Origin of the sequence: Sphingobium sp. BHU LFT2 (assembly GCF_018604485.1) — a bacterium.
Lineage (GTDB): Bacteria > Pseudomonadota > Alphaproteobacteria > Sphingomonadales > Sphingomonadaceae > Sphingobium > Sphingobium yanoikuyae_A.
Map to the genome: position 1 here is coordinate 386026 of NZ_JAFCGW010000001.1, position 25362 is coordinate 411387.

Annotated in this window: 25 protein-coding genes; 22 read left to right on the top strand and 3 right to left on the bottom strand. The window is 64.9% G+C overall.

What is annotated here, in order from left to right; translation table 11 throughout:
• Nucleotides 1-44 precede the first annotated feature (44 nt).
• From JQK15_RS01930 to JQK15_RS01965, 8 genes are all read left to right on the top strand, one after another.
• Nucleotides 45-1604, top strand: a complete 1560-nt coding sequence (locus JQK15_RS01930; protein WP_214863114.1) for a S1C family serine protease — start codon at nucleotides 45-47, stop codon at nucleotides 1602-1604.
• A gap of 181 nt (nucleotides 1605-1785) precedes the next feature.
• A complete protein-coding gene (locus tag JQK15_RS01935) occupies nucleotides 1786-2340 on the top strand; it encodes a F0F1 ATP synthase subunit delta (protein ID WP_010338579.1) in 555 nt (184 codons plus the stop codon).
• A gap of 2 nt (nucleotides 2341-2342) precedes the next feature.
• A complete protein-coding gene (gene atpA / locus JQK15_RS01940) occupies nucleotides 2343-3872 on the top strand; it encodes a F0F1 ATP synthase subunit alpha (RefSeq protein ID WP_004210768.1) in 1530 nt (509 codons plus the stop codon).
• A gap of 42 nt (nucleotides 3873-3914) precedes the next feature.
• Complete coding sequence (locus JQK15_RS01945) at nucleotides 3915-4505, top strand: LysE family translocator (RefSeq protein WP_004210767.1); 591 nt, start codon at nucleotides 3915-3917, stop codon at nucleotides 4503-4505.
• Nucleotides 4506-4508: 3 nt separating this feature from the next.
• Nucleotides 4509-5393: a F0F1 ATP synthase subunit gamma gene (locus JQK15_RS01950; protein ID WP_097382327.1), complete on the top strand. Its 885-nt coding sequence runs from the start codon at nucleotides 4509-4511 to the stop codon at nucleotides 5391-5393.
• A gap of 24 nt (nucleotides 5394-5417) precedes the next feature.
• Entirely contained in the window at nucleotides 5418-6863 is a 1446-nt protein-coding gene (gene atpD, locus JQK15_RS01955) for a F0F1 ATP synthase subunit beta (protein WP_214863116.1), read from the top strand.
• Between the two features lie 153 nt (nucleotides 6864-7016).
• Nucleotides 7017-7271 carry an ATP synthase F1 subunit epsilon gene (locus JQK15_RS01960; protein ID WP_004210764.1) on the top strand — a complete coding sequence of 85 codons (255 nt, stop codon included), beginning with the start codon at nucleotides 7017-7019 and terminating at the stop codon, nucleotides 7269-7271.
• A gap of 121 nt (nucleotides 7272-7392) precedes the next feature.
• Nucleotides 7393-8952 carry a hypothetical protein gene (locus JQK15_RS01965; RefSeq protein WP_251007515.1) on the top strand — a complete coding sequence of 520 codons (1560 nt, stop codon included), beginning with the start codon at nucleotides 7393-7395 and terminating at the stop codon, nucleotides 8950-8952.
• Here the strand turns inward: JQK15_RS01965 and JQK15_RS01970 are convergent.
• Together JQK15_RS01970 and JQK15_RS01975 are read right to left on the bottom strand one after the other, a co-directional pair.
• The gene (locus JQK15_RS01970; RefSeq protein WP_063976338.1) at nucleotides 8926-9651 is read right to left on the bottom strand and encodes a class I SAM-dependent methyltransferase; all 726 of its coding nucleotides are present in this window, start codon (nucleotides 9649-9651) and stop codon (nucleotides 8926-8928) included. The genes JQK15_RS01965 and JQK15_RS01970 overlap by 27 nt on opposite strands.
• Entirely contained in the window at nucleotides 9624-10649 is a 1026-nt protein-coding gene (locus JQK15_RS01975; RefSeq protein WP_063976337.1) for a glycosyltransferase family 2 protein, read from the bottom strand. The genes JQK15_RS01970 and JQK15_RS01975 overlap by 28 nt, the downstream gene beginning before the upstream one ends.
• Nucleotides 10650-10892: 243 nt before the next feature.
• On the opposite strand from JQK15_RS01975, the gene JQK15_RS01980 reads away from it, so the two are divergent.
• The 7 genes from JQK15_RS01980 to JQK15_RS02010 all read left to right on the top strand — a co-directional run bounded on the left by JQK15_RS01980 (nucleotide 10893) and on the right by JQK15_RS02010 (nucleotide 17604).
• Nucleotides 10893-12425 (top strand): TadA family conjugal transfer-associated ATPase, encoded by a 1533-nt coding sequence (locus JQK15_RS01980; protein ID WP_004210759.1) that lies wholly within the window; start codon nucleotides 10893-10895, stop codon nucleotides 12423-12425.
• A 79-nt stretch (nucleotides 12426-12504) separates the two neighbouring features.
• Entirely contained in the window at nucleotides 12505-13230 is a 726-nt protein-coding gene (locus JQK15_RS01985; protein ID WP_234792185.1) for a hypothetical protein, read from the top strand.
• A 46-nt stretch (nucleotides 13231-13276) separates the two neighbouring features.
• Nucleotides 13277-14500 carry a glycosyltransferase family 4 protein gene (locus JQK15_RS01990; RefSeq protein ID WP_214863118.1) on the top strand — a complete coding sequence of 408 codons (1224 nt, stop codon included), beginning with the start codon at nucleotides 13277-13279 and terminating at the stop codon, nucleotides 14498-14500.
• A 5-nt stretch (nucleotides 14501-14505) separates the two neighbouring features.
• The gene (locus JQK15_RS01995; protein WP_037516480.1) at nucleotides 14506-15033 is read left to right on the top strand and encodes a sigma-70 family RNA polymerase sigma factor; all 528 of its coding nucleotides are present in this window, start codon (nucleotides 14506-14508) and stop codon (nucleotides 15031-15033) included.
• On the top strand, nucleotides 15026-15751 hold the full coding sequence (locus JQK15_RS02000; protein ID WP_017500511.1) for an anti-sigma factor family protein: 726 nt from the start codon (nucleotides 15026-15028) through the stop codon (nucleotides 15749-15751). Before JQK15_RS01995 ends, JQK15_RS02000 begins: the two co-directional genes overlap by 8 nt.
• A gap of 87 nt (nucleotides 15752-15838) precedes the next feature.
• On the top strand, nucleotides 15839-16645 hold the full coding sequence (locus JQK15_RS02005; RefSeq protein ID WP_214863120.1) for a class I SAM-dependent methyltransferase: 807 nt from the start codon (nucleotides 15839-15841) through the stop codon (nucleotides 16643-16645).
• Nucleotides 16646-16698: 53 nt separating this feature from the next.
• Nucleotides 16699-17604 (top strand): DMT family transporter, encoded by a 906-nt coding sequence (locus tag JQK15_RS02010; protein ID WP_169859969.1) that lies wholly within the window; start codon nucleotides 16699-16701, stop codon nucleotides 17602-17604.
• Here the strand turns inward: JQK15_RS02010 and JQK15_RS02015 are convergent.
• Entirely contained in the window at nucleotides 17601-18032 is a 432-nt protein-coding gene (locus JQK15_RS02015; RefSeq protein WP_004210744.1) for an OsmC family protein, read from the bottom strand. The genes JQK15_RS02010 and JQK15_RS02015 overlap by 4 nt on opposite strands.
• An 86-nt stretch (nucleotides 18033-18118) precedes the next feature.
• Here JQK15_RS02015 and JQK15_RS02020 point away from each other — a divergent pair, with 86 nt between their 5' ends.
• The 7 genes from JQK15_RS02020 to JQK15_RS02050 all read left to right on the top strand — a co-directional run bounded on the left by JQK15_RS02020 (nucleotide 18119) and on the right by JQK15_RS02050 (nucleotide 25358).
• On the top strand, nucleotides 18119-18484 hold the full coding sequence (locus JQK15_RS02020; RefSeq protein WP_037511472.1) for a PRC-barrel domain-containing protein: 366 nt from the start codon (nucleotides 18119-18121) through the stop codon (nucleotides 18482-18484).
• Between the two features lie 173 nt (nucleotides 18485-18657).
• Entirely contained in the window at nucleotides 18658-19326 is a 669-nt protein-coding gene (locus JQK15_RS02025; protein WP_010338566.1) for an RBBP9/YdeN family alpha/beta hydrolase, read from the top strand.
• A 110-nt stretch (nucleotides 19327-19436) separates the two neighbouring features.
• Nucleotides 19437-19625, top strand: coding sequence for a YezD family protein (locus JQK15_RS02030; RefSeq protein ID WP_004210739.1), 189 nt, complete (start codon nucleotides 19437-19439; stop codon nucleotides 19623-19625).
• A gap of 167 nt (nucleotides 19626-19792) precedes the next feature.
• Nucleotides 19793-22252 (top strand): TonB-dependent receptor, encoded by a 2460-nt coding sequence (locus JQK15_RS02035; RefSeq protein ID WP_010338564.1) that lies wholly within the window; start codon nucleotides 19793-19795, stop codon nucleotides 22250-22252.
• Between the two features lie 102 nt (nucleotides 22253-22354).
• Nucleotides 22355-23227, top strand: coding sequence for a 3-methyl-2-oxobutanoate hydroxymethyltransferase (gene panB / locus JQK15_RS02040; RefSeq protein ID WP_004210735.1), 873 nt, complete (start codon nucleotides 22355-22357; stop codon nucleotides 23225-23227).
• A 74-nt stretch (nucleotides 23228-23301) separates the two neighbouring features.
• Nucleotides 23302-24000: a tetratricopeptide repeat protein gene (locus JQK15_RS02045; RefSeq protein WP_004210734.1), complete on the top strand. Its 699-nt coding sequence runs from the start codon at nucleotides 23302-23304 to the stop codon at nucleotides 23998-24000.
• 8 nt (nucleotides 24001-24008) lie between these two features.
• On the top strand, nucleotides 24009-25358 hold the full coding sequence (locus JQK15_RS02050; RefSeq protein WP_037516361.1) for an outer membrane protein assembly factor BamB family protein: 1350 nt from the start codon (nucleotides 24009-24011) through the stop codon (nucleotides 25356-25358).
• Nucleotides 25359-25362: the final 4 nt, after the last annotated feature.

Consider the following 25362-nt stretch of genomic DNA (forward strand, 5'->3'; position numbering starts at 1 on the left):
TCCCGATTGCCTAAAGCGGGCCTTCGCATATGTATGCGCCTCCTATGGTCGCCCTTTTCCGTCGCCTTCGCCCGATCGCCGCGCTTGTCGCGTCCCTCGTCCTGCTCAGCCCCGCACGGGCCGAACAGCAGGATATCACCGCCGCCGCGCGCAGCGTGGTGCGCGTCGCTCTGGTCGCGACCAATGGCGCTGACGCCTATTTCGTGGGCCATGGCAGCGGCATCGCGATCGCCCCGGACAAGGTGCTGACCAACGCCCATGTCGTCGAACTGGCGCGCGAGGAGAAGGATCTCGTCATCGGCGTGATCCCATCGGAGGGCAAGAAAAGCTATGGCGGGCGGATCATCGCCTATTCGCCGGGCAATGACCTGGCCCTGATCCAGCTGGAGGAAGGCAGCCTGCCAGTTGCCACCTTCTATGCCGGGGCGGTCGATGACGGCCAGCATGTCACCGCCATCGGCTATCCCGGCACCGTCGATCGCGCTCAGGGCCTCAGCCTCAAGCAGCTGGTCGAACCGCTCGGCACGGTGAAGACCAGCGGCAGCATCTCGTCCGGCCGCTCCAGCCAGAGCTTCGACACCATCCTGCACACCGCCCCGCTTGCCGCGGGCAACAGCGGCGGCCCGCTGGTCGATGATTGCGGCCGGGTACTGGGCGTCAACAGCTTCGGCTCGATCTCGGACGGCAATGACGCCGAATTCGGCTTTGCCGTATCCTGGCGCGAAGTCGCCTCCTTCCTGCGCCAGGCCGGCGTGTCCTCGCTCCACACCGTCGTCGCCTGCCGCACCATGGCCGAAGCCGACGCGGCCGAAGCCTCGATCACCCAGCGCGAATCGCAGCTGACCGAACAGAATGACCGCGCCGCCGCCGACAAGCGCGAGCAGGCGCTGCAGCAGGCCCGCGACACCGCCGAGCGCGACGTCATTTCCGGCCGCGAAAATGCGATGGCGGGCGCCGCCGTGCTGCTGGCCCTCGCCGTGCTGGGCCTGGGCGCTGGCGGCCTCTTCTACAGCCAGGGCCGCGAAAAGCGTGCCACCTGGTTCATCGCCGGTGGCGGCATCCTGCTGATGGGCGCGCTTGGCCTGTTCGTCTTCAAGCCCAGCTTTGCCAGCATCGACGAGCGGGTGAAGCTGCCCGAGGACCAGAGCGTGGTCAGCAACAAGACCTTTGCCTGGGCCGGCGACAATATCTGCCGCATCGACCTCAACCGCAGCCGGCTGACCGTGTCGCAGCCCAATGATGTCGGTCTGAACTGGGCCGAGGGCGGCTGCGTCAACGGCGACACGCAGTATCAGGCGACCGGCACGACCTGGCAGCGCGCCCATGTGCCCGACGAGGGCAATTATGTCAGCCGCAGCGAATTCGACCCGGCCACCGGCCTGTTGCGGGTGCAGCGCTGGCTGCCCGACGGCGACAAGATGGACAAGGCCCGCGCCCTGCTGAAGGATGGCCCGATCAAGGGATGCAGCAGCGATTCCACGATGTTGACCCGGATCGCGACGCTCCAGTCGGACCTCGCCGCGCTGCTGCCGCCCCAGCCGAACGAGCGGCTGGTCTATCATTGCCAAAAAGGACGGCTTGCCCCCGCAGACCCCGCTCCCTAGCCTGTCCGTTTTCCCGAAAAACTCAGTCAAATTGGCTTGATTTCGTCGATGCGATGGAATCGTGTCACATGACTTGCATAGTCATATTGGCACTGCTAACCGGCCCGACAACAGGGGACGGTTATTACTGCTCCCCCTCTTTTTGCATGACCGGCAAATCAAGTTGGAGGACGGTAAGCGCGTGGAGACTACCGGCGGTATTCAGGCCAGCCTCAGCGGCCGCTATGCGGTGGCGCTGTTCGATCTGGCCCGCGACGGCAAGACGCTCGACACCGTCGCAGCGAGCCTCGCGGCAATCAAGACGGCGATCGCAGAATCGTCTGATTTCAAGGGCCTGATCAACAGTCCCGTTCTCAGCCGCGACGCAGCGGGTAAGACGATCGCGGCGGTTGCATCCGCCATGTCGATCGATCCGCTGACGACGAATTTCCTGGGCGTGCTCGCCCAGAACCGTCGCCTCTCGCAGCTTCCCGCGGTCATCCGCGCCTATGAGACGCTGCTGTCGAATCACAAGGGCGAGGCCCGCGCCGAAGTGACGAGCGCGCATCCGCTCACCAAGACTCAACTGACCGCGCTGGCCAAGGGCCTCAAGGCGCGTGTCGGCCGCGACGTTGCCGTCGAGGCCAAGGTCGATCCCGCGATCCTGGGTGGGCTGGTCGTCAAGATCGGCAGCCAGATGATCGATTCCTCCATCCGCACCCGTTTGAATAGTCTCGCCCTGGCGATGAAAGGCTGAACATGGATATCAACGCCGCAGAAATTTCGAAGGTCATCAAGGACCAGATCGCCAATTTCGGCACCGAAGCGCAGGTCAGCGAAGTCGGTTCCGTTCTGACCGTGGGTGACGGCATTGCCCGCGTCCATGGCCTCGACAACGTCCAGGCGGGCGAAATGGTCGAGTTCGCCAATGGCGTTCAGGGCATGGCACTCAACCTCGAAGCCGACAATGTCGGCATCGTGATCTTCGGCTCGGACGCCGAGATCAAGGAAGGCGACACCGTCAAGCGCACCGGCACCATCGTCGACGTTCCCGTCGGCAAGGGTCTGCTGGGCCGCGTCGTCGACGGCCTCGGCAACCCGATCGATGGCAAGGGCCCGATCGAATATACCGAGCGCAAGCGCGTCGAAGTCAAGGCGCCGGGCATCATCCCCCGCAAGTCGGTGCACGAACCCGTGCAGACCGGCCTGAAGGCGATCGACGCCCTCGTCCCCGTCGGCCGTGGCCAGCGCGAACTGATCATCGGCGACCGCCAGACCGGCAAGACCGCCGTCGCGATCGATACCTTCATCAACCAGAAGGGCATCAACGCGGGCGACGACGAGAGCAAGAAGCTCTACTGCATCTACGTCGCCGTCGGCCAGAAGCGCTCGACCGTCGCGCAGATCGTCAAGCAGCTCGAAGAAAATGGCGCGATGGAATATTCGATCGTCGTCGCCGCGACCGCTTCGGAACCCGCTCCGCTCCAGTATCTGGCGCCCTATACCGGCGTCACCATGGGCGAATTTTTCCGCGACAACGGCATGCACGCCGTGATCGTGTATGACGACCTTTCCAAGCAGGCCGTCGCCTATCGCCAGATGTCGCTGCTGCTGCGTCGTCCTCCGGGCCGCGAAGCCTATCCGGGCGACGTTTTCTATCTCCACAGCCGCCTGCTGGAACGCGCTGCGAAGATGAACGACGCCAATGGCAATGGTTCGCTGACCGCGCTGCCGATCATCGAGACCCAGGCAGGCGACGTGTCGGCCTATATTCCGACCAACGTGATCTCGATCACCGACGGCCAGATCTTCCTCGAAACCAACCTCTTCTACCAGGGCATCCGTCCGGCCATCAACGTCGGCCTGTCGGTGTCGCGCGTCGGCTCGGCCGCGCAGACCAAGGCGATGAAGAAGGTTTCGGGCTCGATCAAGCTGGAGCTGGCCCAGTATCGCGAAATGGCGGCCTTCGCCCAGTTCGGTTCGGACCTCGATGCCTCGACCCAGAAGCTGCTGAACCGCGGCGCGCGCCTGACCGAGCTGCTGAAGCAGGGCCAGTTCTCGCCGCTGCCGTTCGAAGAGCAGACCGCGTCGATCTTCGCCGGCACCAACGGCTATCTGGACGGCATCCCGGTCAAGGACGTGACCCGTTATGAAGAGCTGATGCTCGCCTATCTGCGTCACGACCACCCCGAAGTGCTGACCGCGATCCGCGACAGCAAGGATCTGGGCGACGACGCCAAGGGCAAGCTAAAGGCTGCGCTGGACTCGTTCGGCAAGACCTTCGCTTAAGACGCTGTGCTGACCGCCCATTCCCTTCTTGCCTGGACCGTGATGTCGATCGGTCTGGTGCTTCTGCCGGGGCCGGACACCATGTTGGTGGCCGGCCACGCGGCGCGCCGCGGGTTCAAGGCGGGAATGGCGGCGATCGGCGGCATCCAGCTCGGCGGCCTGTTCTACATGCTGTTGTGCGGCTTCGGCTTCCTCAGCGTGCTGAATGCGGTGCCGGGGCTGTTCTTGGGCGTTAAGATCGCCGGTGCCCTCTATCTGGCCTGGATGGGCTTTGGCCTGCTGCGCGGTGCGATCAAGCCGACGCCGGCAAGCGAAACGCCCAAGGTCCGGATCGGCGGATCGCCCTTCGCCCAGGGCCTGGTCAGCACCGTGCTGAACCCCAAGGTCGCGATCTTCTTCCTCGCCGCGCTGCCGCAGTTCGTGGGCACCGGCCCGGATGCGCCGTGGCAGGGCATGCTGCTGATCGCGATCGTCTATGGGCTCGGTTTCCTGTGGTGCGCCCTGCTCGCGCTGCTCGCCACCAAGGCGGGTCGCAAAGTGGGGCAGAGCAGCGCGATGCGCTGGTTCGAAGGCGCCATGGGCGTCGGTTTCTTTGGTCTCGCGGGCCGTCTGGCCCTTGCTCGGAATATTTGAACTATGGCTAGCCTCAAGGAACTGAAGCTGCGCATCGGGTCGGTGAAGTCGACCCAGAAGATCACCAAGGCGAAGCAGATGGTCGCCGCGGCCAAGCTGCGCAAGGCGCAGGCCGCTGCCGAAGCTGCCCGCCCCTATAGCGAGCGACTGGAAGCGGTCGTCGCGAGCCTGGCGACCAAGATCGCCGGTGGCTCGGGCGAAGGCGCTTCGCCGCTGCTCGCCGGCACTGGCAAGGACGAAGTCCATCTGCTGGTCGTCGCCAATAGCGATCGCGGCCTTGCCGGCGCGTTCAACGCCAATATCGTGAAGGCCGCGCTGGCCAAGGCCCGCGCGCTGGAGCTTGATGGCAAGAAAGTGCTGTTCTACCTGATCGGCCGCAAGGGCCGTCCGGTCATCAACCGCACCTATCCGGGCAAGATCGTCGCCAATTACGACACCACCGGCGCCAAGGAGCCGGGCTTTGCCCAGGCCCAGGCGGTGGCGCAGGAACTCAGCCAGATGTTCCTCGACGGCAAGTTCGACGTCGCCCATCTCTTCTATTCGCGCTTCAAGTCGGCGCTCGCGCAGATCCCGACCGAACAGCAGATCATCCCGGTGAAGATCCCCGCCGACGCCGACCGCAATGCGATCGCCGCCACGGTGGAATATGAACCGAGCGAGGAAGCGATCCTCGACGACCTGCTGCCGCGCAACGTCACGGTGCAGATCTTCAAGGCGCTGCTGGAAAACAACGCGTCCGAACAGGGTGCGTCGATGACCGCGATGGACAATGCGACCCGCAATGCCGGCGATCTCATCAACAAGCTGACGATCCAGTATAACCGCAGCCGCCAGGCCGCGATCACCACCGAACTCGTCGAAATCATCTCGGGCGCCGAAGCCCTCTAAGGACAAGCAGGCAAGGACATAGTCATGGCAACCACCAACAATGTAGGCCGCATCTCGCAGGTCATCGGCGCCGTCGTCGACGTGACCTTCCCCGATGCGCTTCCGGCGATCCTTTCGGCGCTGGAAACCAGCAACAACGGCCAGCGCCTGGTGCTGGAAGTCGCCCAGCATCTGGGTGAGAACACCGTCCGCACCATCGCGATGGACTCGACCGATGGTCTGACCCGCGGCCAGGAAGTCACCGACACCGGCGCGCAGATCTCGGTTCCGGTCGGCCCGGCCACCCTCGGTCGCATCCTGAACGTCGTCGGCGAGCCGATCGACGAGCGCGGCCCGGTCGCCACCGAACTGCGTTCGCCGATCCATGCCAAGGCACCCGAGTTCGTCGACCAGTCGACCGACGCGTCGATCCTGGTCACCGGCATCAAGGTCATCGACCTTCTGGCCCCCTATGCCAAGGGCGGCAAGATCGGCCTGTTCGGCGGCGCTGGCGTCGGCAAGACCGTGCTCATCCAGGAACTGATCAACAACATCGCCAAGGGCCATGGCGGCACCTCGGTCTTCGCGGGCGTCGGTGAACGCACCCGTGAAGGTAACGATCTGTACCATGAATTCCTCGACGCCAACGTGATCGCCAAGGATGCCGACGGCAACGCGATCAGCGAAGGTTCGAAGGTGGCCCTGGTTTATGGCCAGATGAACGAACCGCCGGGCGCCCGTGCCCGCGTCGCCCTGTCGGGCCTGACGATCGCCGAATATTTCCGCGACGTCGAGAACCAGGACGTGCTGTTCTTCGTCGACAACATCTTCCGCTTCACCCAGGCCGGTGCCGAAGTGTCGGCTCTGCTGGGTCGTATTCCTTCGGCCGTGGGCTATCAGCCGACCCTGGCGACCGACATGGGCGCGCTGCAGGAACGCATCACCTCGACCAACAAGGGTTCGATCACCTCGGTTCAGGCCGTCTACGTTCCCGCGGACGATCTTACCGACCCGGCGCCGGCGACCTCGTTCGCGCATCTTGACGCCACCACCGTTCTCAACCGCGCCATTTCGGAACTGGGCATCTATCCGGCGGTCGATCCGCTGGACTCGACCAGCCGCGTTCTGGAACCCCGCGTCGTCGGCCAGGAACATTACGACACCGCCCGTGCCGTCCAGTCGATCCTGCAGAAGTACAAGTCGCTGCAGGACATCATCGCGATCCTGGGCATGGACGAGCTGTCGGAAGAGGACAAGATCACCGTCGCCCGCGCGCGCAAGATCCAGAAGTTCCTGTCGCAGCCGTTCCACGTCGCCGAAGTCTTCACCGGCATCTCGGGCAAGTTCGTCCAGATCGAAGACACGGTGAAGTCGTTCAAGGCCGTGGTCGATGGTGAATATGACCATCTGCCCGAGAACGCCTTCTACATGGTCGGCGGCATCGACGAAGCCATCGAAAAGGCGAAGAAGCTGGCTGCCGAAGCAGCCTAAGCAACAAACCCTCCCCTCCCTTCCAAGGGAGGGGATTGAGGGGTGGGTAGCGCGCGAAGCGCGCTTCCTGCCTCTCGGCTAGGGCGCAGGCCATCGCATCGCGATGGCACCCACCCCCGGCCCCTCCCTGGAAGGGAGGGGGGAGATTTTAGAATGGCACTGCATTTCGAACTCGTGACCCCTGAAAAGCTCGTCCGCTCGGAAGAGGTCTATCAGGTCGTCGTTCCCGGCACCGATGGCGACTTCGGCGTGCTGGAGGGCCATGCGCCCTTCATGTCGACCGTGCGCGATGGCGCGATCCAGATCTTCGCATCGGCTGGCGCCGCACCGGAAATCATCCCGGTCGAGGGCGGTTTTGCCGAGGTCAATGAAAAGGGCCTGACGGTTCTCGCCGAAAAGGCGGGCTGAGGCTTCCTGGCGCGCAGGCCGATGGGGGAGCCAGGCTCTTTCCAACCTGCCGCATTCATGCCAGACGAACGGACCAAGGGGCGCGCTTCGCGCCCCTTTTTCTTGTGAGTGCCGCCCGCCGATGACCGCCCTCGCCGCCAAGACCGCTGTTTCTGCGCCACCGGCCGGCTCTGGCGGCCTGCTCGCGCACACCGTTCCGGCCGGCTGGCTGATCGCCGCGCTGTTTGCCTGGCTCGGCCTCGACCAGTTGCTGCTCTGGCGCTTCCTGGATGTCGCCCCGTTCTGGGCCTATCCCCTCGCCCTGCTGCTGATCGGCGGGCTGTGCGGCGTCATGCTGCGCACCATGCCCGACCGATCGGGACCGAGCATCGGCACGCTGCTGCTATGCACGGGGGTCTCTCTGCTGCTGCTGATGCTCGGCGGCGAAGGCCGGTTCTTCTATGCCAATGTCGACTGGCAGGTGCGGCTCGCCGCGCTTCGCGACATGGCCGTCAATCCCTGGCCCTTCGTCTATACCGAACGGGCCGTCCCCTACCTGTTGCGGGCGCCGATCGGCATGTTCCTCGCCCCTGCCCTGCTCTACAAGGCGCTGGGCGTGCGCGCGGGCGATATCGCATTGCTGGCGCAAAATGCCCTGCTGCTGGGCCTGACTCTCGCGCTTGCCGCGCAACTGTTCGACGGCCGGCGCGGTCGACTGGTCGCGCTGCTCGTCTTCCTCGGCTTCAGCGGCATAGACGCGATCGGCGACCTGGTCCTCAATGGCCGGCTGGGCGATCATCTGGAGGACTGGATCGGCCTCCAATATTCCTCGACCATCACCCTGGCCTTCTGGGTTCCGCAACATGCCATGTCCGGCTGGATCGGGGCGATGGGCTATCTGCTCTGGCGCCGCGAACGATTGCCATTGGCGCCCTATCTCGCGCTGCTGCCGTTGACGGCCCTATGGTCTCCGCTCGGACTGATGGGCGCGATGCCCTTCGCCGCGCTGGCCGGCATCCGTACCCTGGCGGCGCGCCGGCTGCGTATCGCCGACATGCTGCTCCCGGCGCTGGCCAGCCTGTTGGCCGTCCCGTCCCTTCTTTATCTCGGCGCGGCATCTGGCGCGGACGTGGGACTAAGATTCCAGCCGATCCCGCCGCTACAATGGTTGATGTTCCAGGGGATCGAAACCCTGCCCTATCTGGTGCCGTTGCTGTTGGTCGCCCGACCGTCGCGATTTGGCCGAGACACGCTCTGGCTGGCCTTCGCCTGGCTGATGCTGATCCCGTTCGTGCAGATCGGATGGTCGATCGATTTCATGGCGCGGGCATCCATCACCGCGCTGGCCATCCTGGCAGCGATGCTGGCCGATGAGCTGGGCAATGGGACCGAACGGCGCACCTGGCTGATCGCCATGCTGCTGATTGGCAGCCTGACCGGGCTGGCCGAAATCCGCCGCGCGCTTGTCCATCCGCCTGCGCCCGAAGTGCGCTGTTCGGTATCGAAGGCGTGGGATCAGACCTTTGCCGCCTTCCCCAAGGTATCCTATTTCGCGCCCCTGCCCGCCATGCCCGCCCTGGTGCGACCGGCAAGGCCCGCACCTGTTCCTGCCAGCGAACCAGCCCGGTGCTGGGACGGACTATGGTTCAGTCCGCATAATTTCCGGCAGCCAGGATCAGGCGGAGAGAATCGCGTAAAGTGACAGGCCGATCGGGAAATTGATGCGGCCCAGCATGTGGCGTTCGGCCGCGAACACCTGTTGCAGCGAGCGATTGAGCCAGGGGGCCGGGCGGGCATCGAGCGGTGCTTCCCGCCGAAGCAACTGATGCGCCATCCGCTGGGCAACGGCGAGCGGGAACAACAGGCTGTTGAAATAGCCCGATGCCTCAACCCGCAAGCCGGCCGCCGCGGCGACGCCAGCAAGGCCATCATGGGTATAGCGGCGCTTGTGATGGTGCAGCACGTCATGATCGGACCATAGCCAGGGAACCGCCGGCACGGTGACGAGCAGTCGCCCGCCTGCCGCAAGCCGGCCGCGCAGTGCGGCGAGCGACGCTTCATCCTGGTCGACATGCTCCAGCACGTCGAGCAGGGCGATCAGGTCATAGCGCCGATCGCCGAAGCCGACCTTCTCCGGCAAGGCGCCTGCCTCCACGGTGGCGACGCCCCGCGCGGCCGCGATGGCCCGTGCTTCGTCATCATATTCAAGCGCATCGACGCTACCATGCTGCGCCAGAAGCGCCAGATTGCCGCCTGTACCGCAGCCGGCTTCCAAGATGCGGGCGTCATCGGGCAAGGCGACATGATCGCGGATCAGGCCATCGATGATGGCGCGGCGGGCGACGAACCACCAATGTTCGCCCTCCTGAGCATTCATGCTCGTATAGGCTGAGCGATCCATTCTTCGTCCCTTTCCAGTTGATCGAGCGCCGGGGCCGCGGCGCCCCCGACGTTGCGCGCCCCGGCATCGGCGGCGACAATATATAGTGGCCGCTGCCGCACCTCGCGGGCGATCCGCCCGACATATTCGCCCATGATGCCCAGGCTGAGCAGGTTGAGCCCGCCAAGGCCCAGCACGGCAACCATCATCGAGGCATAGCCGGGCACGTCGACGCCGGTCGCCAGCGTATGTACGACCAGAAAACCGGCATAGGCAAAGGCAATGAGCGCGATCGCGCCACCGACATAGGACCAGATGCGCAATGGCATGGTGGTCGACGCGGTGATGCCGTCGACGGCCAGGGACCAGAGCTTGCCCAGTCCCCATTTGCTGCGTCCGGTTTCCCGCCGCGCCCGGACATAATCAACCGTCGCGACCCGGAAGCCGATCCAGGAAAACAGGCCCTTGTTGAACCGGGCCTGTTCCCCCAATTGCTTGACGACATCGACGGCCTGCCGGTCAAGCAGGCGGAAATCACCGACATTTTCGGGAATGGGATAATCGGACAGGCGATTGAGCAGCGCATAGAAGCCCCGCGCGCTCCAGCGCTTGAACCAGCTGTCGCTCGATCGATCGGCCCGCCGCGCGTTGACCACCTGGGCGCCAGCGAGCCAGAGGCGAACCATGTCGACGATCACTTCGGGCGGGTCCTGCAGATCGACATCGATCGGGATGACCGCGTCTCCGACAGCATGGTCGATGCCGGCCGCCAGAGCGGCCTCCTTGCCGAAGTTGCGCGACAGCCGGACATAGCGCAGGTCCGGGTTGAACCGCGACAATATCTCCAGCACGTCACCGGTGCGGTCCGCGCTGCCATCATCGACGAACAGATATTCGGCGCGCGCGTCGGCGCCGATCAGGGACAGCGCCTCATCCACTGCAGGCCGCGCCGCATCAAGGAAAAGGGAGATGCCATCCTGTTCGTTGAAAACGGGAATGACGATGGACAAGGTTCGCATGGCACCGAAATCCTGAAAGCCTGCAATCCCTATCGGCGAGATTGGTTAATGTCGGGTAACCGTGCCCCGCCCTTCACCCCGATCCGGTACGGCGCCATCCTTGCCGGCGATCCGCGATCCTCAGAATGGGCGCCGGCGCATTAGCCATTTGTCAAAGTTTCCAGCTTATTCACCTTCTCCAGCCATGGTGAATCGGCCCATTTTGGGGTGGCTGGCCCGATCGCAGAATACCGGCGGAGAGTTATGAGCGCATTTGGACGGAAAAATGGACCTGCCGGCATCAAACCGGGTTTCGGCGTCGCCCGACCGATGCACAGCGGCGGCGCAGCGCGCGAGGAGGCCCCGCGCGGCGGCGAGCAGTTCCCGCCGCTCGACCTGGCCGCCCTGCCGGGCGAAATTCCGCTCGATCCGCTGTCGGCGCCGACCAGCCAGATGCAGCGCAATGCGGACGCCATGTCGCGCCTGTCCGAACGCGCCAATGCCGAACATGTCGCCGATGCCGGCCCGCAGGGGTTCGAGGCGTCGGTTCACAAGATCAAGGAACAGGTGCTTCCCCGCCTGCTCGAACGCGTCGATCCCGAAGCGGCCGCGACCCTCACCAAGGATGAACTGGCGGAGGAATTCCGGCCGATCATCATGGAAGTGCTGGCCGAGTTGAAGCTGACGCTCAACCGGCGCGAGCAGTTCGCGCTGGAAAAGGTGCTGGTCGACGAGCTTCTGGGCCTTGGCCCGCTCGAGGAATTGCTGGCCGACCCGGACATCAGCGATATCATGGTCAACGGCCCCGAGCAGACCTATGTCGAAAAGAAGGGCAAGCTCCAGATCGCGCCGATCAAGTTCCGCGATGAAGAGCATCTGTTCCAAATCGCCCAGCGCATCGTGAACAAGGTCGGCCGCCGCGTCGACCAGACCACGCCGCTGGCCGACGCCCGCCTGCCCGACGGTTCGCGTGTCAACGTGATCGTGCCGCCGCTCAGCCTCAAGGGCACGGCCATCTCGATCCGTAAATTCTCGGCCAAGCCGATCACCATCGACATGCTCGCCCAATGGGGCGCGATGAACCAGAAGATGGCGACCGCGCTCAAGATCGCCGGTGCCTGCCGTTTCAACATCGTCATTTCGGGCGGTACCGGTTCGGGCAAGACGACGATGCTCAACGCGCTGTCGAAGATGATCGATCCGGGCGAGCGCGTGCTGACCATCGAGGACGCGGCCGAACTGCGCCTGCAGCAGCCGCACTGGCTGCCGCTCGAAACCCGCCCGCCCAACCTGGAAGGCCAGGGCGCGATCACCATCGGCGATCTCGTCAAGAACGCCCTGCGTATGCGTCCTGACCGCATCATCCTCGGCGAAATTCGTGGCGCGGAATGTTTCGACCTGCTCGCCGCGATGAACACCGGCCATGACGGCTCCATGTGTACGCTCCACAGCAACTCGCCGCGTGAGTGTCTGGGCCGTATGGAAAACATGATCCTGATGGGCGACATCAAGATCCCGAAGGAAGCCATTTCCAAGCAGATCGCCGACTCGGTCGACCTGATCGTCCAGGTCAAGCGCCTGCGCGACGGTTCGCGTCGCGTGACCAACGTGACCGAAGTCATCGGCATGGAAGGCGACGTCATCGTCACCCAGGAACTGTTCAAGTTCGAATATCATGACGAGGATGACAGCGGTAAGATCATCGGCGAATATCGCTCGATGGGCCTGCGCCCCTATACGCTGGACAAGGCCCGCATGTTCGGCTTCGACCAGCCCTTCCTCGAAGCCTGTCTCTGACCCTTAGGGAATAAGGGCGCCCGCTCCCGCGTAGACGGGGATGTGAATCGTCACATCCTCATCGCGGGAGCAGCCTTTCTTGTCCGTTCGATCCCTTTCGCGCCATGGCCTTGCCGCCATGGCGAGCGCCTTTCTGGGCGATGTCGCGCTGGCGTCCGACGCCTATCCCGACGTGCCCGAACCGATGATCTTCGACATGATGCGGCCGCTAGGCGCCAAGCGCGGCGAACTGGAGGTCAATACCCTGGCGACCGTTCCGCTGTCGGGCGATGACGACGCCGTCCATTGGGCGCCGGAAATCGAATATGCCTTTGCCGACGGCTTCGCGATCGAGGGCGAATTGCCCTTCGTCAACGGCCGGCTTGCTGAACTGAAATTGGGTCTGCAGGCAAGTTTCGGCACCACAGGCGGCGGGCGCACCGGCCATGGCGTCCAATATCTCGGCATCTATGACCGCCGCGCCAAACAGTATCGCAGCAGTTTCGCCTATATGGCGGCCCACCGCTACAACAACCGTTGGAGCAGCGTGACGATGGCAGGGCTTGCCGACGTCAAGCTGTCGGGCGGCCATGGCCGCAACGGCGTGATCCTCAACCACTCAGCCTTCTACGACAGCCGCGAAGGGCAGGTCTTGGGGCTGGAGATCAATTATCAGGGCGGCAGCGAGGGCGGCCTGTTGCTGATGCCGCAATTGCACCAGCAACTGGGCGGCAATTTCGCCATGCAGGCGGGCCTTGGCGCGGAACGGCCGCGTGGCGATGTCTTCCGCCCCACCGCCGGCCTGCGCATCATTCGGCAATTTTAATTGCCCATCGATGGAATAGGCGCGATCCGACAAGCGTAAGCGGGGCATGACGCTGCATTCCCCGCTCTCTTCCCTTCGCGCCCATATTCATGCCGCCCTGCCGGTCGCCACGGCGCCGACATCATCCCGGCCGCTGAAGATCGCGCTGTTTTCGGGCAATTATGATTGCGTGCGCGATGGCGCGAACCGGGCACTCAACCGCCTGGTCCGGCATATGCTGGACGAGCATCAGGCAGAGGTGCGCATCTATTCGCCGACCGCGCCGACGCCGGCCTTCACCTCGGCCGGCGATGTCCGATCGGTGCGCTCGCTCTGCATTCCCGGTCGCCCGGAATATCGGCTCGCGATCGGCCTGACCCGTGCCGCCCGCGCCGATCTGGAGGCGTTCCAGCCTGACATCGTGCATCTGTCCGCACCCGACCTGCTCGGCCGGCAGGCGCTGAACTGGGCGCGGCGCAACGCCGTACCAACCGTCGCCAGCCTGCACACCCGGTTCGAGACCTATCTTGCTTATTATCGCCTCGCCTTCCTGCGCCCGAAGGTCGAGGCCTATCTCGATCGCTTCTATGGCGACTGCGACCGCATCCTCGCCCCGACCCCGCCGATCGCCGCGGACCTCGCCGCAATCCATGGCGCCGAGCGCATTACCCTCTGGAGCCGGGGCGTCGATCGATCCGTCTTTCATCCGGCGATGCGAGATGAAAGCCTGCGCGCCCAGCTTGGCTATGCGCCCGACGATGTCGTGCCGCTCTTCTTCGGCCGGCTGGTCCGGGAAAAGGGACTCGATATCTTTGCCGACGCCATCATGGCGGCGCGCGCCAACGGCCTGTCGCTGCGCCCCCTGATCCTGGGCGATGGCCCGGCACGCGATGCCCTCGCCCGCCATCTGCCCAATGCCAGCTTTGCCGGCCATGTCGAAGGGGCACGTCTCGGCGCGCTGGTCGCCAGCGCCGACATATTGGTCAATCCCAGCGTCACGGAGGCGTTTGGCAACGTCAATCTGGAGGCAATGGCCAGCGGCCTTGCCGTGCTGTCGGCCGACGTCCCCAGCGCTTCCGCGCTGATCGATAATGGCGTCAACGGACTGCTGGTCCCGCCGGGCGACGTTGGCTCCTATGCCGGCGACCTGGCTTCCCTCGTCCGCGACACCGGCCTAAGGCGGCGGCTTGGCCGCGCGGCGGAGGCGACGGCGGGCGACTATCGCTGGGACCATGTCCTGGATTCGGTGGCGCGCGTCTATCGCGAACTGGCGGGCGCCCCAATGGAATGATGTGGATGACGGGCAAGCGGACGGACATGGAAATGGAGGCGGACCTGCGCGCCATGCGCCGCTATGCCCGCGCCCTGTCGCGCGACCATGTCGTCGCCGACGATGTGGTGCAGGACGCCGTGATGCGCGCGATCGAACGGCGCGACCAGTTCCAGCCCGATCGCAGCCGCCGCCGCTGGCTGCTGGCCATCGTCCACAATGTGTTCATCTCGGCGAAGCGGCGCGAGGCGGCGGAAACGCGTCGCAATATGGCCTTTGCCCAGATCCAGGTCGATCATGCCGATCCCGACCAGGAGGTGCGCGCCGACCTGATGCAGGTCGCCCGCGCCTTTGCCGACCTGCCCGACCATCAGCGCGCCGTCATGCACCTGACCGTCGTCGAAGGGCTGAGCTATCAGGAAAGCGCCGACCTTCTGGGCATAGCGGTCGGCACGGTGATGTCGCGCCTTGCCCGTGCGCGGGCGACATTGCGACAGGACAGGGACAGGCAGCCGCGCGATCGGCTGCGCATCGTGGGAGGACAGGATGAGTGAGGATCCTTCGGAGATCGAACTGATGGCCTATGTCGACGGCCAGCTCGATCCTGGCCGGCGCTTTGCGGTGGAAACCCGCCTGTCGCGCCGGCCCGACCTCGCCGCGCAGGTGATGGGCGACCTCAGCGCCCGCACCGGGCTGCGCCTGTTGGCGCAGGACCGCGCGCCCCTGCCCGAAACCATGGCGGCACAGGTGAGCGCGCTCCACCCGCCGGCCGCGCGCCATCGTCGCTTTGCGATCGGCGCCGGCGGCGGCCTTGCCCTGCTGGCGGCAAGCTTCGTTGCCCTTCTCATGGTACGCGACGGGCCGCCCGCCTATGTGGTCGATGCCGCAACCTCCCACCGCGTCGCCATGATCCGCGCCCGGATGCAGGGGCAGATCGAATCACCCAGCTTCGACCCGCGCGAGATATTGGCCAGCACCCATATCGACATTCCCGGCCTGCCCGCCGACTGGCGCGTGACCGATGTCCAGCTCTTCCCCGGTGAACGCACGCCCGCGCTGCTGATCGCGCTGCGCACGCCCGAAGGGCGCGACCTGTCCATCTATGCCATGCACCGGCGCACCGACGCCCCAGAGCGGCCGGATTCGGTACGCGAGGGCGCCCAGTCGGTGGCCTATTGGCGGCGCGGCGACATGTCCTATGCGCTGACCGGCGAGGATGAACCGGCCGCGATCGACGCCACGGCGGAGTCGATCGCGGGCAGCTGGTCCTGACCAACCGGTCCATAAGCACTGGATTTCCTTGCCAGTGGGATGCGGGCACGGCACACCCTGCGCTCCAGATCCGTTGAGAGGTTGCCCATGTCCGCTTTTCCCCGCCGATCGATCGCGCTTGCCGCTGCCCTTGCCCTCCTGCCGCTGGGCGCGGCCGTCGCCCAGCATGCCGGCCATGGCGCCGATCCGGTGGTAGCCGCCATCGGCGCGTCCAGCCGCACCCCGGCCAATGTCGCCCGCGACAAATATCGCCACCCGCAGGAAACACTCGCCTTCTTTGGCGTGACGCCGACCCAGACGGTGGTGGAATGGGCGCCAAGCGGCGGCTGGTACACGGAAATCCTGGCGCCGCTGCTGCGCGACAAGGGCAGCTTCTACGCGCTGCAGCCGACCGGCCGCTATCTTGACGGCTACAAGAAGTTCCTGGCCGAAAAGCCGCAGGCCTATGACAAGGTGAAGCTGGTCGCCTATCCCGAGGAAGCCGCCAGCATCCCGGCCAACAGCGTCGACACCGTGCTGACCTTCCGTAATGTCCACAACATGGTCATGGGCGGCAGCGAGGATGCGACCTTCAAGGCCTTTTTCGCCATGCTCAAGCCCGGCGGCACGCTGGGCATCGTCGACCATCGCCTGCCCGAGGATCGCGACACGGCGCTGGAAAAGAGCAGCGGCTATCTCAAGGTCTCGACCATCCGCCGCATCGCGGAAGGCGCGGGCTTCGAATATGTCGGCGCATCGGAAGTGAACGCCAATCCCAAGGACACGGCCGACTGGGAAAAGGGCGTCTGGACCCTGCCGCCCACGCTGCGTAACGGCGAAGTTGACAGGGCGAAGTATGTTGCGATCGGCGAAAGCGACCGCATGACGCTGAAATTCCGCAAGCCGCTCAAGTAAGAAACCCGACCCAGCCCGGTTGCGCCATCGCGTAACCGGGTTAAGGAAGCGGCGTGTCCAGCGCCGCCGCCCCGTCCCGCCCGCATCGCCCGCTCTTCGCCATCGGCCTGCGCCTGGTCGCGGTCATCTGTCTGGCGGTGATGTTCGTGACCGGCCGGGTTGCCGACGCCCATGGCGTCCATCTGGTCGAAACCCTCTTCTACCGTCAGGCGCTTGCCCTGCCCGTGGTCTTCGCCTGGCTGGCGATGAGCAGCGGCATCGGCGCCATCCGCACCCGGCGGATCAGTGTCCATGCGACCCGCATGGTCATCGGCCTCACCGGCATGGCGCTCAACTTCTTGTCCTACATCCTGTTGCCGCCGGCCGAGGCGACAACGATCGGCTTCACCATGCCGATCTTCGGCACGATCCTGTCGGCGCTGATCCTGCGCGAACCCACCGGCATCCATCGCTGGGCTGCGGTCCTGATCGGCTTTCTGGGCGTCCTCATCATGGTCCGGCCCGAAGGCGGCCATTTTCCGCCGATGGGCGTTGCCGTCGCCATCACCGCCGCGCTGGTGACGGCCAGCGTCAGCCTGGTGCTGCGGGAACTGGGCCGCACCGAGAGCGCGGGCGTCGTCGTCTTCTGGTTCACTGCCCTGTCAGTCCCACCGCTCGGCATCGGCATGCTCTTCTATGGCCAGCCGCATGACGCGCAGACCTGGGGCCTGTTGCTGATGATCGGCCTGTTCGGCGGCATCGCGCAGCTTTGCCTCACCGCCGCGCTGCGCTGGGCGCCGGTGTCGGTGGTATTGCCGATGGATTATAGTTCGATCCTGTGGACCACGCTGCTGGGCTGGGCGATCTGGGGCGACTGGCCGATGTGGACGACCTGGGTCGGCGCCGCGCTGATCATCGCCAGCGGCCTCTATATCGCCTGGCGTGAACATCGCCACGCCAGGCGTATCGCGACGGCCTAGGCCAGCAGTTCCGCGTCCAGGCTGATATCGGCCTTCAGCAGTTTCGATACCGGGCACCCGGCCTTCGCCTTCGCCGCCAGTTCCTGGAAAGTCCCATCGTCGGCACCGGGTATCTTCGCCTTCAGCGTCAGCTTGCTCGCGGTGATGGCAAAGCCGCCCTCCTGCTGCTCCAGAGTGACGACCGCGCTCGTTTCCATCTTTTCCGCCGTCAGTCCGGCTTCGCCCAGGATCAGCGACAATGCCATGGTGAAGCAGGAGGCATGGGCCGCCGCGATCAGTTCTTCCGGATTGCTGCCCGGCATGCCCTCGAACCGGGTCGCGAAGCCATAGGGATAGGCGTCGAGCGCGCCGCTCTGGGTCGAGATCGTGCCCTTGCCGTCCTTCAGGCCGCCGCTCCAGGCCGCCGAACCGCTGCGATTGATCTTCATGCCGATGCTCCTTGCTGTGAAGCGGAGGAACCCCAGCGGTTCCCCATGGTTGCATCAGAATAGAATGTTTTTGCAGGAGAGTGACAATGGCCGAGATGATGAGCGCGCATCGCCATGACCTGATCGCGTCCGACCGGGTCGAGGGCACCGCCGTCTACAACCGCCAGGGCGACAGGCTTGGCAAGATTTCCCATTTCATGGTCGACAAGCGCAGCGGCCATGTGCGCTATGCGCTGCTGTCCTTCGGCGGTTTCCTGGGCATGGGCAATGAACATTATCCCCTGCCCTGGTCGATGCTGGCCTATGATACGGACAAGGGCGGCTATGTGATCGAACTGGCCAAGGAGGTGCTGGAACAGGCGCCCCACTATCTGGACGAGGACCGGCCGGCCTTCGACGATGCCTATGGCCGCAACGTCTACCAATATTATGGGCTGATCTACCCCTGGTAGCTTTTCCCTGCCCGTTCAGGGCCTTGATGCGGGCGCGCGGCCATGGGGTCGACGCGCCCGTTTATCTGCCATTCAGGTTGCCCAGATTCTGACACATTTCGGCGCTCGCCCATTGTCTACCAGATGAATAGTATTATTTGGGAGGCTCAGAATATAGGACGAGGATAAGGATAATGGAGCGATTCGGACATTCGGGTGACGCGCGCCAACCGGTCGTGCTGACCATCCCCGGCCTCAACAACAGCGGCCCGGATCATTGGCAGACATTGTGGGACAGCGGACGCGGCGATTGCCAGCGCGTCGACCTGGGCAGCTGGGCCAGCCCCAATCGCAATGCCTGGGTCACGCGGCTCGACGCGGCCATTCGTCAGGCTGATGGGCCGGTCATCCTGGCGGCGCACAGCCTGGGCTGCCTGGCCGTCGCCTGGTGGGGCGCCCTGCAAAGCCAGGCCTATGGCTGGCCGGTGACCGGCGCGCTGCTGGTGGCGCCGCCCGATTGCGACCGGATGGAGACGCCCGAAACGATCGGCGGATTCGGCCCTACGCCGCGCACCCCGCTGCCCTTCCCGTCGATCCTCGTCGCCAGTCGCAACGACCCCTATATCTTCTTCGAACGCGCCCACAGCATCGGCAAGAATTGGGGCAGCCAGTTCGTCGATGCCGGCCATAGCGGCCATATCAACGCGGATTCGGGGCTGGGCGCCTGGGGTTTTGGCCAGGCGCTGCTGGAACGGCTGATCGACAATGCGCAGGAACAGGCTTCCGCCGTGCGCCAGATGCGCCCGGCCATGCCGATGGCGCGGCTTGATCGCCCATCCGACGGGCTGCGCATGACCAGCTGATATCGGCCCCAGACATCGCCGGGGCGCGACAAGAGAATCTTGCGCGCCCCTTATATTTGCTTTTTTGTCTACCAATGTAGTTGAGTTAAAACGCGGCCAGAGGGATGAACATGACCGAACATAGAACCATCGAACTTCGCCACAGCCGCGCCGAAGGCCAGCGCCCCGACATCATCGCCAGCATCGACAAGGTGCGCGACGTGCTGGAAGGGCTGCGCTTCGGCTCCATCACATTGACCGTCCACGACGCCCGCGTCGTGCAGATCGACGTCACCGAAAAGACGCGCCTGACCGCCTGACCGATCAAGGGAGGGCAAGCGCATAGATCAGGGCATGTCGGGGATGGCATGCCGATGCGGCACTGGGGACGCCGCATCACCAGAAACGACCCCAGCACGGCTTTGACCGGACCACCGGAAACGCCGCGATCAAAACTCACCGGACCTCCGGAACCAAGGGGAAGAACATGATTGCGCGTTTTCTGTTGCTCGCCAGCGTGGCGAGCGCGTCATTTGTCACGCCTGCCGCCTTTGCGGCCGAAGCCGCCCAACCCGCTGCCGCCGATGATCAGCAGGCCAGCAGCCCGCGCGGCGACGTGATCGTCGTCACCGCCCGCCGCCGTCAGGAAACCGCGCAGGAAGTGCCCCTGGCCATTTCCGTGGTGAAGGGCGACAGCATCGAGGCGACCGGCAACTTCAACATCGTGAAGCTGCAGCAGCTCGCGCCGACGCTGCAGGTCTACACCACCAATCCACGCAACACCTCGGTCAACATCCGCGGCCTTGGCGTGCCGTTCGGCCTCACCAGCGACGGCTTCGAACAGGGCGTCGGCATCTATGTCGACGATGTCTATAACAGCCGCGTCGCCGCCGCGACCTTCGACTTTCTCGACGTCAACCAGGTGGAAGTGCTGCGCGGCCCCCAGGGCACGCTCTATGGCAAGAACACCACGGCGGGCGCGATCAACATCACGACCAACCAGCCGACCTTCGACTTCGAGGGGCGCGCCGAACTGACGGTCGGCAATCTGAACTACAAGCAGGCGAAGGCCGCCATTTCCGGCCCGCTGACCGACACGATCGCCGCCCGCATCGCCGTCGCCGCGACAAGCCGCCGCGGCACGCTCTACAATGTGACCAGCCAGCGTTGGATCAACGAGCAGGATAATCTGGGCATTCGCGGCCAGTTGCTGTTCCAGCCGACCGAGGATTTCAGCCTCACCTTGTCGGGCGACTATAGCAAGCAGGATCCCGAATGCTGCGGCACCACCTTCGTGCGCGTCGGCAAGACCCAGCGTCCGCTCAATCGCCAATATGATGCACTGGCCGCTGCCCAGGGCTATGTCGTGCCCAGCCGCAACCCCTATGACCGGCTGACGGACCTCGATTCCAACCTCAATGCCGGCAACAAGATCGGCGGCGTTTCGGCCAAGATCAAATGGGATGTCGGCCCCGGCACGCTGACCTCGGTCACCGCCTGGCGCTTCTGGGACTGGAAGCCGGAAAATGACCGCGACTTCACCGGTCTGTCGATCGTCTCCAAGTCGCAGAACCCCTCGCAGCAGGACCAGTATAGCCAGGAATTCCGCTATAATTACGAAAGCAAGGACATCGACTTCGTCGTCGGCCTGTTCGGCTTCAAGCAGCGGATCGACACCCAGGGCACCGAACAGCAGGGCGAAGATGCGGCCCAGTGGAGCCTTGCCCCCTCGACCGACCCGAACAACCCCGCCAACATTCCGGCCACTCTGGCGGGCCTGACCGCCAGCAACACGCAATGGCTCAAGGCCGACAGCGCCGCCCTGTTCGGCCAGCTCAGCTGGAAGGTCACGGACGCCCTGACCATCCAGCCCGGCGTGCGCCTGAACTATGACAAGAAGTCCGGTTTCTACCAGCGTGTCGTCACCAATGCGCAGGGCCAGGCCATCAGTTGCACCACGGTTGCGGAGCCCGGCACCATCAAGGGGACGACGCAGCAGTGCGGCGTTTACCAGCCCCAGGTCAGTTCCCCGTCCGACAGCGCCTGGAACTTCACCTACGACTTCAACGTCAATTACAAGATCGCGCCGGACGTGCTGGCCTATGCGACCTATGCGAAGAGCTTCAAGACGCTGGGCATCAACCAGAATGGCCTGCCGCTCAACGCCGACAACACCGTCAATTACGACGCCAGCACGGTGAAGCCGGAATCGGTCAATCATTATGAAATCGGCCTCAAGACCCAGTTCCTGGATCGCCGGGCGACCTTCAACCTCACCGCCTTCCGCACCGACATCAAGAATTTCCAGGCGACCGTGAATGGCGGCCAGTTCGGCACCGTGCGCGGCTATCTCGCCAATGCCGGCAAGGTCCGCTCGCAGGGGATCGAGGCGGATTTCAAGATCGTCGCCAGCGACCGTTTCACCGCTTATGCCAATGGCGCCTTCACCGACGCCAAGTACAAGAAGTTCGTCGACGCGCCCTGCCCGCCCGAATTGTCCGGCGGCACCTATCAGCCGTCGGGCGCCACGCCGGATTATTCGCAGCCCGGCGTCCCCGGCGCACTCAGCCCGCGCCAGTGCGACATTTCGGGGCAGAACCTGCCCGGCGTGTCGAAATGGGCCTTCTCCTACGGCGCGGAATATAACATTCCGGTCACGCTGCTGGCGAAGGACGGGCAGCTCTATCTGGGCGTCGACGGCAATTATCGTTCGCACTGGAACAGCAATGCCTCGCCATCCATCTACACCGAAGTGAAGGGCTATGCCCTGACCAACGTCCGCGCCGGCTTCCGCGGCGAAGGCTTCGATGTGTTCGGCTGGGTGCGCAACGCCTTCGACGTCAACTATATCGAAAATCTTCAGGTCGCACCGGGCAATACCGGCCTGATCGCCGGCCAGGTCGGCGATCCGCAGACCTGGGGCGGCACGATCAAATTCTCCTTCTGATCCGATCGAACACGGACAGGACGGCCGGCCGGCGCGCGCATCATGCCGCGCCGGCCGGTCCGGCATTTGCACGCCGCCCCGCGCTGGGCTAGACCGCGCCCCATGTCCACGACCTTCACGCTCGACACCGCGACCAGCCGCGCCAATCCCACGCCCGCGCCGATGAAGCGGCTGACCGTGCCCCAGATCCAGCGTCGCAAGTTCGAGGGCAAGACCGACGAGCCGCTGGTAATGCTGACCGCCTATACCGCGCGTCAGGCGCAACTGCTCGACCCGCATTGCGACATGTTGCTGGTCGGCGATTCGCTGGCGCAGGTCATCTATGGCCTGCCCTCCACCCTGCCGGTCACGCTCGACATGATGATCGCCCATGGCGCGGCCGTGGTACGCGGCAGCTATCACAGCGTCGTCCTGGTCGACATGCCCTTCGGCTCCTATGAGGCATCGCCGCAGCAGGCCTTTGCCAGTGCCAGCCGCGTCATGGCCGAAACCGGCTGCGCCGGCGTCAAGCTGGAAGGCGGCGAGGCGATGGCGGAGACGATCCGCTTCCTGACCCAGCGCGGCATCCCGGTGATGGCCCATATCGGCCTGACGCCGCAGGCGGTGAATGCGCTGGGCGGCTATGGCGCGCGCGGCAAGAGCCAGGAGGAACATGCCAAGATCCTGGGCGACGCCAAGGCCGTGGCCGCCGCAGGCGCCTTCGGCATGGTGGTCGAAGGGGTGATGGAGGAACTGGCCGACATCATCACCACCAGCGTCGACATACCCGTGATCGGCATCGGCGCATCGGCCCGGTGCGATGGCCAGGTGCTGGTGGCGGAGGACATGCTGGGCATGTTCGAACGCACCGCGCGCTTCGTGAAACGCTACGCCAACCTTGCCGAAACGATCAGCCAGGCGGCGGAAAGCTATGCCGCGGAGGTGCGCAATCGCAGCTTTCCGGGCGATGATCAGGTCTATCGGCCGAAAAAGTGATTTGCGAGTCCCTGCCACGCCGCTAATGATCCCGCCTTCCGGCTGCCCCTAATGACCATTTTTCGGAGATTCCCGTGGCCCTGACGCCGCAAAACAGCGAAGCCTTCATGCGGGAGGTCGATGACGCCGTCCGCCAGGACCAGCTCCTGACCTTCTGGCAGCGTTATGGCCGCGCCCTGGCCGTCCTGCTGATCGTCGGCCTCGCCGCCTTTGGCGGCTGGCTCTACTGGCAGCATTACAGCAAGACCCAGTCGGAAGCCGTGTCCGAACAGATGGACAAGATGCTGGCGACGGCGGTCGGTGGTGGCACGCCCGATGCCAAGGATGTCGATGCGCTGGCCAAGGCCAGCCAGCCCGGCTATCGCGCCTCCGCCCTGCTGGTGAAGGCCGGCCTTGCCGCGCGCAAGGGCGACAACAAGGCCGCGATCGAAGCCTATAAGGCAATGGCGGCGGACAGCTCGCTCGACCAGCCCTATCGCGACCTGGCCCTGATCCGTCAGACAACGATCGAATTCGATGCGCTCAAGCCGCAGCAGGTGGTCGACCGCCTCAAGCCCCTCGCCGTCGAGGGTGCGCCCTGGTTCGGCAGCGCCGGCGAATTGGTTGCCATCGCCTATATGAAGATGCGCAAGCCCGAACTGGCCGGCCCGATGTTCGCAGCCATGGCCAAGGATGAGAATGTGCCCCAGTCGATCCGTTCACGTGCGCGACAGATGGCGGGGCTATTGGGAATTGATGCGGTCGAAACGCCCGCCGAACCGGTACAGGGATAAGCAAGCGCATGGCTAAGCACAGCATCACGAAATTCGGTCCGATGGGCCGTACCCTGACCACCGTCGCCCTGGTTGCGATGCTGGCGGGCTGCGGCGTGGTCGGCGGCAAGAAGGGCGGCCCCAAGACCCCGGTGGTCGGCAACCGCACCTCGATCCTGTCGAACGAACAGGGGATCGAAGTCGATCCGACCCTGGCCGACGTGCCCGTCACCCTGCCCGAATCCTACGCCAATGACCAATGGTCGCAGCCGGGCGGCGATCCGTCCAAGGCGATGGGCCATCTGGCGCTGGGCGCATCGCCGCAGCAGGCCTGGACCGCATCGATCGAAGGCAGCACGCCCCAGGCGCGCCTGGCCTCCGCGCCCGTCGTGTCCGGCGGCAAGCTGTTCGTGATCGACGCCGGCGCCCATGTCATCGCGATGGATGCCAACACCGGCCAGAAGCTGTGGCAGACCAGCCTTCCGGCCGAGGGCAATGGTCGCGCCCTGTTCGGCGGCGGCGTCAGCGTCCTGGGCGACAAGCTGTTCGCCAGCACCGGCGTCGGCGACGTCGTGTCGATGAACGTGGCCGATGGCTCGATCGGGTGGAAGGTCCATCCCGGCGGCCCGCTGCGCGGCGCCCCGACGCTGGAAAATGGCCATGTCTATGTGATGGGCCAGGACAACCAGATCTTCGCCCTCAACCAGAGCGACGGCGCCACCCAGTGGACCGACAGCGGCACGCTGCAGGTGACCGGCATTTTCGGCGTGGCCGCTCCGGCCGCTGCGCAGGGCACGGTGATCGCAGGCTATAGCTCGGGCGAGATCAACGCCTATCGCTATGAAAATGGCCGCACCCTGTGGGGCGATGCGCTATCGCGCACCAGCATCTCCACCGCCGTCGCCTCGCTGACCGACATCGACGCCGATCCGGTGATCGACCGCGGCCGCGTCTTCGCGATCGGCCAGGGCGGTCGCATGGCCTCCTACGAACTCACCAGCGGCCAGCGCCTGTGGGAGATCAACATCGCCGGCATCTCCACCCCCTGGATCGCAGGTGAGTGGGTGTTTGCCGTCACCAGCGATGCCAAGCTGCTCTGTGTCGCCCGCGCGACCGGCAAGATCCGCTGGATCAGCCAGCTGCGCCGCTGGCAGAAGGAAAAGAAGAAGGACAAGGCGATCCGCTGGACCGGCCCGGTCCTTGCCGGTGGCCGCCTGATTCTGGTATCGACCCATGGTGATCTGAACTATGTCGATCCGGCGACCGGCACCATCCAGCAGGCAGTGGACATGAACAAGTCCATGTCGCTCTCGCCGGTGGTCGCCAACAACATGCTCTACATCCTTGCCGATGACGGCAAGCTGACGGCGCTGCGTTAAGGGC